At 32.9% G+C, this 10,139-nt stretch carries 10 protein-coding genes and 1 rRNA gene; 3 read left to right on the plus strand and 8 right to left on the minus strand.

The window, feature by feature from the left end; all coding sequences use genetic code 11:
• Positions 1-57: 57 nt before the first annotated feature.
• From nfuA to BMW37_RS13170, 5 genes are all read right to left on the minus strand, one after another.
• Positions 58-636, minus strand: coding sequence for a Fe-S biogenesis protein NfuA (gene nfuA, locus BMW37_RS13150; protein WP_093322021.1), 579 nt, complete (start codon positions 634-636; stop codon positions 58-60).
• Between the two features lie 339 nt (positions 637-975).
• Positions 976-1,269, minus strand: coding sequence for a hypothetical protein (locus tag BMW37_RS13155; RefSeq protein ID WP_093322024.1), 294 nt, complete (start codon positions 1,267-1,269; stop codon positions 976-978).
• Between the two features lie 65 nt (positions 1,270-1,334).
• Positions 1,335-2,033 (minus strand): DnaA inactivator Hda, encoded by a 699-nt coding sequence (gene hda / locus BMW37_RS13160; RefSeq protein WP_093322027.1) that lies wholly within the window; start codon positions 2,031-2,033, stop codon positions 1,335-1,337.
• 60 nt (positions 2,034-2,093) lie between these two features.
• The gene (gene upp, locus BMW37_RS13165; RefSeq protein ID WP_093322029.1) at positions 2,094-2,720 is read right to left on the minus strand and encodes a uracil phosphoribosyltransferase; all 627 of its coding nucleotides are present in this window, start codon (positions 2,718-2,720) and stop codon (positions 2,094-2,096) included.
• Between the two features lie 128 nt (positions 2,721-2,848).
• Entirely contained in the window at positions 2,849-3,631 is a 783-nt protein-coding gene (locus BMW37_RS13170; RefSeq protein ID WP_093322031.1) for a class I SAM-dependent methyltransferase, read from the minus strand.
• Positions 3,632-3,836: 205 nt separating this feature from the next.
• Between BMW37_RS13170 and dgt the strand changes: the two genes are divergently transcribed.
• Both dgt and BMW37_RS13180 read left to right on the plus strand, forming a co-directional pair.
• Positions 3,837-5,354 carry a dGTPase gene (gene dgt, locus BMW37_RS13175; RefSeq protein WP_093322034.1) on the plus strand — a complete coding sequence of 506 codons (1,518 nt, stop codon included), beginning with the start codon at positions 3,837-3,839 and terminating at the stop codon, positions 5,352-5,354.
• 167 nt (positions 5,355-5,521) lie between these two features.
• Positions 5,522-5,905 carry a hypothetical protein gene (locus tag BMW37_RS13180; RefSeq protein WP_093322037.1) on the plus strand — a complete coding sequence of 128 codons (384 nt, stop codon included), beginning with the start codon at positions 5,522-5,524 and terminating at the stop codon, positions 5,903-5,905.
• Positions 5,906-6,010: 105 nt separating this feature from the next.
• Here BMW37_RS13180 and putP read toward each other — a convergent pair whose 3' ends face one another.
• Entirely contained in the window at positions 6,011-7,531 is a 1,521-nt protein-coding gene (gene putP, locus BMW37_RS13185; RefSeq protein WP_093322040.1) for a sodium/proline symporter PutP, read from the minus strand.
• A 344-nt stretch (positions 7,532-7,875) separates the two neighbouring features.
• On the opposite strand from putP, the gene galE reads away from it, so the two are divergent.
• On the plus strand, positions 7,876-8,886 hold the full coding sequence (galE, locus tag BMW37_RS13190) for a UDP-glucose 4-epimerase GalE (protein WP_093322042.1): 1,011 nt from the start codon (positions 7,876-7,878) through the stop codon (positions 8,884-8,886).
• Between the two features lie 49 nt (positions 8,887-8,935).
• Here galE and BMW37_RS13195 read toward each other — a convergent pair whose 3' ends face one another.
• Both BMW37_RS13195 and rrf read right to left on the minus strand, forming a co-directional pair.
• The gene (locus BMW37_RS13195) at positions 8,936-9,601 is read right to left on the minus strand and encodes a DsbA family protein (RefSeq protein ID WP_093322045.1); all 666 of its coding nucleotides are present in this window, start codon (positions 9,599-9,601) and stop codon (positions 8,936-8,938) included.
• Between the two features lie 245 nt (positions 9,602-9,846).
• A 5S ribosomal RNA gene (gene rrf, locus BMW37_RS13200) occupies positions 9,847-9,962 on the minus strand.
• Between the last annotated feature and the right edge of the window lie 177 nt (positions 9,963-10,139).

Genomic DNA, 10,139 nt, shown 5'->3' on the forward strand with positions numbered 1-10,139 from the left:
AGCCTGTTATCTTATTGAGTTTTGACAATTTATATGTCTTACATTAAACCTTATTTATCATTGATAATAAGAGTGTTCACCCCGTTCATGCTCAGTAACATCTCTCACTCCTTTTAATTCTGGGAAGAGTGCAAGTAAACTTTTTTCAATGCCTTCTTTTAAGGTAACATCTACCATAGAGCAACCATTGCATCCGCCACCAAATTGTAAAATTGCATAACCTTCAGAGGTAATTTCAATTAAACTTACTTTACCACCATGTCCAGCTAATTGAGGATTAACCTCAGCTTGAATATGATAATCCACTCGCTCTATTAACGGTGCATCATCGGCAACTTTTTTCATTTTTGCATTAGGTGCTTTGAGGGTTAACTGTGAACCTAAATTATCTACGACAAAATCAATTTCAGCCTCTTCTAAGTAAGGTGCGCTTGTTTCATCAATATAAACACTAAATCCATCGTATTGGAATGCAATATCCGTCGCTTCAATAGCATCTGTTGGACAATAAGATACCCCACACTCAGCGGTTGGCGTACCTGGATTAATCACAAAAACACGAATTTGCGTTCCTTCTTCTTGATTACTTAATAATTTAACAAAATGTGTTTGTGCAGATGTTGAAATTGTTATCATTTTATTCTCTCTTGGATATTTGACACACCAAAATCCTTTTAAATACTATCTCTATATATGAGACTAAAAACTATCCCTGGAAAGGAAGTATATCGCATGCTAATAAGTATGAATAGACTAATTTAGTCTATTTCATGAAAGAAATTGGTAAATGATGGTATAGGCGCAAATGAAGCTCAATATTGTTATTCCCATTCCAGCATAAATTTTTTTGTCTAAAGAATCTTCAAAATAAGGCTTGGTCAAAATCAAAAGGTTAAGAGTTATTGCATTGCCAAACCCATTGAATAATAAAAAAATCATCTTAGGGGAATTACCAAGAAAAACTGTTATCACTTACTAAGCCATCGCATGAAAGACAACAATGTAAGAACATATCGTGCTTAACGTTGTTATCCAAAAAAAAGCAGCCAGTTTTTGCTTTACACTTTTAGCCATATCCGTCCAAACTAATATCAAAAGACTTAACATCAAAGTTCCACCAATACTATTAGCAAGAAAAAAAATCATTCTATATGACAAAGGAAAAACATCAACTGCATAAAGTGCTAAAAAATTAAATATTGATAATCCAATGAAAAAAATAAAAACATGCCAATATCTAAACGGTATCCAAACATCGTTATTATTCATCAATTCCTCTCTTCCTATTTCTTTCAATTTCTATTTTCCAAGCGTTATCAACAGGCGAATTCAAATTATAGTGAAAGAACCTTTTTAACAAAAGGGACGCTAATTAATCTTTTTTCCTCAAGCGATGCTCTATCTAAACGATTAAGGACCTCAAATAATGTACGAAGATCCCTATCTACTCGTTTAACTAAAAATAGAGCTACTTCTTCAGGTAACTCAAATCCACGTTGTAACGCTCTTAATTGTAATGCTTGCAGCTTATCTTCATCCTTTAAAGGAGATAATTGGTAAATTTCTCCCCAAGATAATCGAGAGATTAAATCTGGTAATTTTATACCCAATTCTTTTGGTGGTTGATTGCCTGTTATGATTAGTGTTGCTCTGTCTTTCTCTTTAATCCTATTAAATAAATCAAAAATAGCTAACTCCCATTTATCATCGCATGCAATTTCATCTATATCATCAATACATACCAAAGAAAGCTCCTCAAGACCTTCAACCATTTCAGGAGAAATGTATCGCCTCTGAGTTAAAGGTAATAATGCAACAGGTAAAGAAAGCTGATCATTATGAGAACAAGCTGAGTGCAGTAAATGTGTTTTACCAGTATTTTTTCCACCCCATAAATAAATAAACTCAGTTTCAGGATTTTTTAATACTTCGTGTAATGCAAATATTGCCATTTCACTTCCATTTGGATAAAAAGTACTAAATACCTCATCTTCAGGCAAAGGAATTAAAGGTAATGTAAGTTGTTGTTCCATATTTTTATCCAAATTAAATTGGCAATATATTTTTAAAATTATTGGTAAAGTGTATAGGATCTATTTAGTTCCAAAAATTTTATCACCTGCATCTCCAAGACCAGGGATGATATAGCCTTGATCATTTAAATGACTATCAATTGATGCAGTATATAAAGAAATATCTGGGTGAGCAGCCTCTAAAGCTTTAATTCCCTCAGGTGCTGCAACAAGCACTAATACTTTAATGTGAGAGCAGCCTGCTTTTTTTAATAAATCTATTGTAGCTATCATCGACCCACCTGTTGCAAGCATTGGATCAACAACAAGCGCTAATCTATCTTCGATATCAGAAGCTAGTTTTTGAAAATAGGGTACAGGTTTGAGTGTTTCTTCATCACGATAAACACCAACCACACTAATTCTAGCACTAGGGATACTTTCGAGTACACCTTCCATCATACCTAGACCAGCCCTTAAAATGGGTACTACCGTAATTTTTTTACCTTTAATTTGCTCGATTTCAACTTGACCACACCAACCATCGATAAATATTTTCTCAGTTTCTAAACTCGCAGTTGCTTCATAAGTTAAAAGATTGCCTATTTCTGAAGCTAACTCACGAAAACGCTTAGTATCGATATCTTTTGCTCTCATTAAACCGATTTTATGCTTGATTAAAGGATGTTTGACTTCAACAATTTTCATGATGGTTAACCTCTAGTAGAATAGGAAAAAAGGATGTATTTACACATGATTTTTGAGTGCTGCCTTAGGCGATTTGAATCAAAAAAACATGATATCGACGTATTATACATCAGAGTTGGTTGAAGGTTTTAAGCTTTTTGCATGATATAAACACCATAACTATAATATTCGTGATAATTTTGATATAAAGCGAACTCTTCTTGCTCTCGTGATTTTAGCTTCATCAATTCTAAATACGACTCAGAAGAAGTATCACTCACCATACTTTCTAACTTTTTCAAAGAGCGTTCGATAGGTAAATAATAATTATTCACCCAGCATTCCCGTGGAAGTTCAAAATAGCCTTTTAATGTGAATCCTGCCTCAAAAATTTCCTTAATTTTATGATCAGCGGTATTAATTTCTGGGTAATTGTCAAGCCAATATGTTTCTATAGCATTAGGTCTAGTATGAGTCAGCCAAGTGATTTCAGATACAACCATTTTTCCTTTTGGTTTCAAAAACTTTATCCAGTTATGAAGACCTGATTTAAAACCAATATTATAAATTGCACCTTCTGACCAAATTAAATCGAATTGATTAGCATCAAAAGTTAAAGAATCCATACTTTCATTAACTAAGTTAAGCCTACCTTGTTCTATTGCTGTAGGATAATAATCTTGGACTCTATTACTTAATTTTTCTAAAAAAGGTTCTAGAAAATCTACAGCAGTAACATGACTCGCAGTATGAGAAAGTAAAGGTAATGTCGCAGATCCTGTACCTGCGCCAATATCAGCAATTTGCAAAGATTGGTTTATATCAAAGCCACTTAATGCCAAAGCTTGTAATGTATGAGATGTCGAACCTGGGCCTTGCCTTTCATTATCTACATGTAATTTAATGAGATATTGTAATTCAATTTCAGTCATAAAATACCTTTTTAATAGAGTAAAATTAATTCATAGTAATCAATCAAAATATTACCTTTCATATTTTGGTTTTAATAATTAATATTATTTTACTAAATTAGATTATTTTTGGTACAGATAATTGAAAGATAGTTTACAATCATTATTATGACCTAAGTTAGGCTTTAATCCTTGGTAAATATTAATTTTTTTAAAGAGACATAATATGGCAAAAATAGACTTTTCCCAAAAACTCAGCTACCAACGATTATATAATCATAAAGATAATGCAACACTGAGTGATATTTTACGAGAGTTTGAAAGTGATCGGGGAAGAATCATTAATTCGGCTGCTATTAGAAGATTACAGCAAAAAACTCAAGTATTTCCACTTGAGCGTAATGCAGCAGTAAGAAGTCGACTCACTCATTCTATGGAAGTTCAGCAAATTGGTCGCTATATTGCCAAAGAAATCGTATCAAAGCTGACGCTCACTAATAAATTAAAAGAATATAAACTTGAAGGGCTCGAGAGTGGGTTAGAAAGCCTCGTGGAAATGGCATGTTTAATGCATGATATAGGTAACCCACCTTTTGGACATTTTGGAGAAGCGGCTATAAATAATTGGTTTGAAAAAAAATTATCTACTACCTCTTTTGATCCTCTACTTGATAATACACCATACCTACCGATTCAGTTTAAACTCAATGATAATGAGGGAAATCTATTAAAAGAAAAGTTACGTCTAGACCTTATGAATTTCGAAGGTAATGCTCAAGGCATACGAATTGTTCATTCACTACAGAAATTAAATTTAACCTATGCCCAAATAGGATCAATATTAAAATATACCCGTCCAGCTTATTTTCCTAAAAAAGATATTGATGCAAAATTAAACTACTTAATGAAAAAGCCTGGGTTTTACTTTTCTGAGGAAGCTTTTGTAAAAGAAATACAAAAAGAACTTAACATTGATTTTGGACATCGCTATTTTATTACTTATATCATGGAAGCAGCAGATGATATTTCTTACTGTATTGCTGATCTTGAAGACGCGGTTGAAAAGAATATCTTAACTGTAGAACAATTATTTAATCATTTAGAAAAAGAATGGCTTAAATCAGGAGAACTGACGGCTGACGATCTGTTTAGTCGTGTTGTAAAATATAGTTATGAATCATTGCAATCAGCTAAGTATAGAACGCATGACACACAATTTTTTATGCGTCTTAGAGTGAAAACCATATCAAATTTAGTACGCTTGGCTAGTAATGAATTCATAAACCATTTACCAGAAATTTTCGAAGGAAAATTTAATAGAGCGTTATTAGAAGGACGATCAGAAGGATTCAGATTACTTTCAATTTTTAAAAATGTTGCTTATCAATATGTCTTCACTCAAAGCGAAGTTGAAGAACTTGAATTACAAGGATATAGAGTTATTACTGGACTACTAGATATCTATAGCCCTCTTTTAGATATGCCAACAGAAGATTTTTTGACGCTTATTAGATCAAACAGCCACCGTGATTATTTAATCGAAACAAGATTATTACACAAACTTTCTTCAAAACATTGTTTTGCCTATCTAGATGCGATAGAAAATCTTGAAAAAAATAAGAATCTACAATATTTTGAACAATACGAATTTTATTATCGAGTGAGATTAATACAAGATTATATTAGTGGAATGACAGATCTATATGCTTATGATGAGTACAGACATTTAATGGTTACCGGATAAAAAACGAGTTAAAAAGATAATTTGCAGCTTTTAATGATTAAAAGGATAAAAAATACGTGCCTAAAGCTTGCATGCTGATTTCGATAATAAGATAATAGAAACAATTCAAGTATCCAATTTATTAGAATCCTCATCAAATAGCAGTATTAAAGTATCAAGGTAAAAATATGTTTGAAAAAATTGACCTATTGCGTTCTATTCATCGCCTATCGATTATGATAGGTACTGCGATGTTAATATCAGGGTGTATAATTCAAGTTCCAGCACAATCAAATGGCTCTCAAAATTATGCAAAATTACCTCCTGAGCAAATCGCTGCATACAACGAAATGGCTAATTCTAATACTAAAGGAGAACGCTCAATTGCTAATGATGGCATTCCTTTACCCCAGCAAATAGCTCAAATAGAAGCATTTCTAAATAATCCAGAAGCGTTCGCAGGTGACAGTGGAGATACTGAATTGACGCGTCAAATTGATGCGCAAATGAAACTTAAAAAACTACAAACTGACCTAGAAGATATGGATAATCTTACTGATATTGATCTATAAATCTTATTAAAAATACCTACCTATATTCATAACCAGTTAAACTGTAAACTGCTTACCTTATCAATCCGTTAAATGCTAGATTAATAAGGTAACAGTTATTTGGTTTTAATTCATCAATGTATCATATTCACGATCAGCTTTCTCAAATCTCTCCTGCATCGTTGAGCTCGCCTCGCTTAAATAGCGACTTACAATATAAATTGAAAGGGCAGAACAAATAAATCCTGGTACTAATGAATATAAAGTACTTTGCAAGAACGGAATATTTTCCCAAATCAATACAGTAGATGCACCAACAATCATTCCTGTAATAGCGCCATTTCTAGATAACTTAGCCCAAAAAACAGAATAAATAATAATTGGACCAAAAGCTGCACCAAATCCAGCCCAAGCATAAGAAACTAAACCTAAAACTTTACTGTTCTGATCTGAAGCCATTAATATAGCAATTATAGCTACTAATAACACCATCATACGCCCAGTCCAAACTAATTCGGTTTGACTAGCTTTAGGCCTCAGATAGGTTTTATAAATATCTTCAGTCAAAGAACTAGAACAAACAAGTAACTGACAACTAAGTGTACTCATAATAGCAGCTAAAATTGCTGATAATAAAACACCTGCTACCCATGGATTAAATATAAGTTGCGTTGCTACGATAAAAATACGTTCTTGGTTACCTTCTGAATCAAGCAAATACGATTTTTGAGTACTTCCTAGTGCACTTTCTAAAAAGGAGATACCAAAAAAACCAACAGCTACAGCTCCACCAAGACATAAAATCATCCAGGTCATAGAAATACGTCTTGCATTAGGAATAGCTTTAACTGAAGATGCAGCCATAAATCTAACTAAAATATGTGGTTGACCGAAATATCCCAATCCCCATGCTAGAGATGAAATAATTCCAAGTAGCGTAACTAACTTAAAATCCCCAAACATCTGCAAGTAGCTTACACTTGAAACTCTTATTGTTTCAAGTGAGGCCGTAACACCATCACTATGCATAATCATCATGATAGGAGTTAATAAAAGAGCAAAAATCATTAAAGAAGCTTGAATTGTATCAGTCCAACTAACTGCTAAAAATCCACCTATAAAAGTATAAGCAATTGTAGCTCCTGCTCCCCACCATAAAGCCTGTTCGTAGCTCATTGAAAAGGTCGATGTAAACAATTTAGCAGCAGCTACTACCCCTGATGCACAATAAATTGTAAAAAATATCAAGATCACCATAGCTGAAATAATCCGCAATATATTTGATTTATCCTCAAAACGATTTGCAAAATAATCTGGTAAAGTGAGTGCATTACCGTTATATTCAGTATGTAAACGCAAGCGTCCGGCTACGTATCGCCAATTTAAATAAGCGCCTATAATTAAACCTATTGCAATCCAACTAGCTGATAAACCACTTAATAATACTGCACCAGGTAATCCCATTAATAGCCATCCACTCATATCCGAAGCACCAGCTGATAAAGCAGTAACAAAGCTACCTAATCTTCTACCTCCAAGAATATAATCTGATAGATTATTAGTCGAACGATACGCAATAAAGCCGATAAAAAGCATCAATGCGATATATACCAAAAAGGTGATAAGCGTTGGATCATTCCATTGCATTGGGTTCTCCTGTAGAATTAATAAATTGAAAGAGGGTAATAGGTTAAGGTTTATTTTAATTTTTATAAAAAAACACCCATTACATTTAACTATTTAAATGGTATTTTATTTAATAATCATAAATCTATACCATTTTTTAACTTAAAAATCATTTAAACTATACTTTAGCGACATATACATGTCAAAGATTTAACTCAGATTCTATTATAAGTGAATTGTTAAAGTTAGCTGTTATTAAGACAGTATTTGTAGGCTAGCTCACAATTTTAACTATTATTTACTTATTTTTAACAACTGTTAGTTAAATATTAAAAAAATTAAACTTTTTAGATGGAGGAATAATAATGAATATACTTGTAACAGGAGGGACTGGTTATATTGGCAGCCATACTTGTATTACCTTAATAGAAAATAAAATGAATCCTATCATACTTGATAACTTGAGTAATTCTAAAGTAGAAGTATTAAAAAGAATAGAAACACTTACAGGCAAGGAGCCAGTATTTTATCAAGGTGATGTAACAGATCCAGAGTGCCTAAAACAAATTTTTACTTGTCATAAGATTGATGCTGTAATTCATTTTGCTGGTCTTAAAGCCGTAGGAGAATCAGTCAAGATGCCTTTGGATTATTATCAAACTAACGTAACAGGAACCCTAACACTGTTACAAGCGATGAAAAATGCAAAAGTTAATTGCCTTTTATTTAGCTCTACTGCAACAGTTTATGGAGATCCAGAAACTGTACCACTAACTGAACTCAGTCCTACAGGTAACACAACTAATCCATATGGTAGCAGCAAATTTATGGTTGAAAAGATCTTAATTGACCTAAGTAAAACCCAAGATGATCTATCCTTAGTGATTCTTCGGTATTTTAATCCTGTTGGTGCACATTCGTCTGGCTTAATTGGTGAGGATCCGACAGGAATACCTAATAATCTTATGCCATACATCACTCAAGTTGCCGTAGGAAAAAGGGATAAATTGACAGTATTTGGCAATGATTATGATACAATTGATGGTACTGGAGTTAGGGATTACATCCATGTATGTGATCTAGCAGAGGGACATGTTGCGGCATTGAAAGCATTAATGTATAACAAAGGTCTTCATGTCTATAACCTTGGAACAGGTCAAGGTACTAGCGTACTAGAGATGATAAATGCTTTTATTAAAACAACTAATATTAATATACCTTACACCGTAGCAGAGAGAAGACAAGGCGACATTGCTACTTGTTTTGCATCAACCGATAAAGCGTTTAAAGAACTTAATTGGCGAGCGAAAAGGACAATCGAAGATATGACAAGAGATAGTTGGAACTGGCAATCAAAAAATCCAGATGGATTTTAATACTTATATCTGCCTTAGCACAATAAGGCAGATATAAATCTATTTTTTCTTACTTACCATCAAGAGATAATAAAAAGTTAATTACATCAGAAAATTGTTCATCAAAAGGTTTTGAACGACTTAAACCACCTGTATTAACCATATACTTTCCATCAACATAAAAAGTTGGTACTGATTGTACTTGGAAATCTTTTATTGCATTCTCTTGTTTTTTCTGAAAAATACCCACTGATACACTATTCTTAGCCTCATTAAAAGCAGCTTCACTAATACCTACTTTTTCAAAAATTTCCAAAATATCACTTGGAGACTTTAAATTTCTACTGGTATGTATTGAATCAAAAATAGCAGGACCTACTTTATCATCGACTCCTAATACTACTGCAACAGCCCAAGCTTCAGATAACTGAGGGCTCATACCACCCATAAAATCTACATGATATTTTGTCATTTTAATATCATTTGGCAAATTTTCTTGAATCTTTTTAGGTATTCCATATTTAGTTTCATAATCAAAACAATGAGGACAATAAAAAGAAAAAAATTCAACTACTTCAGGGGCTTTGCTAACTTCAGTTTGTAATGTAATATATTCCTTATTATTACTATATTTTAATACTGATATATCTGCTTGATTTGAAGATTCATTCGCTATACTAACTGATGAAAACCCTAACCCGATTAGTGCGATGCAAATTAAAGATATCTTTTTCATTCAGAAAACTCCATTAGTGTTGAATTTTAAATAACTTACATTAAGAATTGTGATCTGTGTTAATTATCTATATTTGTTACTCAAATAATTAATATTTAATCCATTATAGCGCAAAAAGCCCTACATTACTGTAGGGCTTTTAAATTCTTTACTATTAAAACTAATAGTACAAGTATTTTTTCTTATTTTTGTTTTTACGCAACTTGCTTTATTTCTAAAGTCTTATACTTAACACGCTATTTGGTGCCTGGCAGTGTCCTACTCTCGCATGGGGAGACCCCACACTACCATCGGCGCTATTGCGTTTCACTTCTGAGTTCGGTATGGAGTCAGGTGGGTCCACAATGCTATTGCCGCCAAGCAATTCTGTGCGCTCTTCTTTGGAATAAGCTCTGATTAGTCACTTTTTTTAGTCTTGTTTAGTTTAGTTTAATCTAGTCTTATCATCCATTTCTAGATATCCGACTCTATCAATCACACTTCTCTCTCTACTCTTTCAAGTCACTCACCAAAACACCTTCGGTGTTGTAAGGTTAAG

The sequence above is a fragment of the Thorsellia anophelis DSM 18579 genome (assembly GCF_900111395.1).
GTDB classification, from domain to species: domain Bacteria; phylum Pseudomonadota; class Gammaproteobacteria; order Enterobacterales; family Thorselliaceae; genus Thorsellia; species Thorsellia anophelis.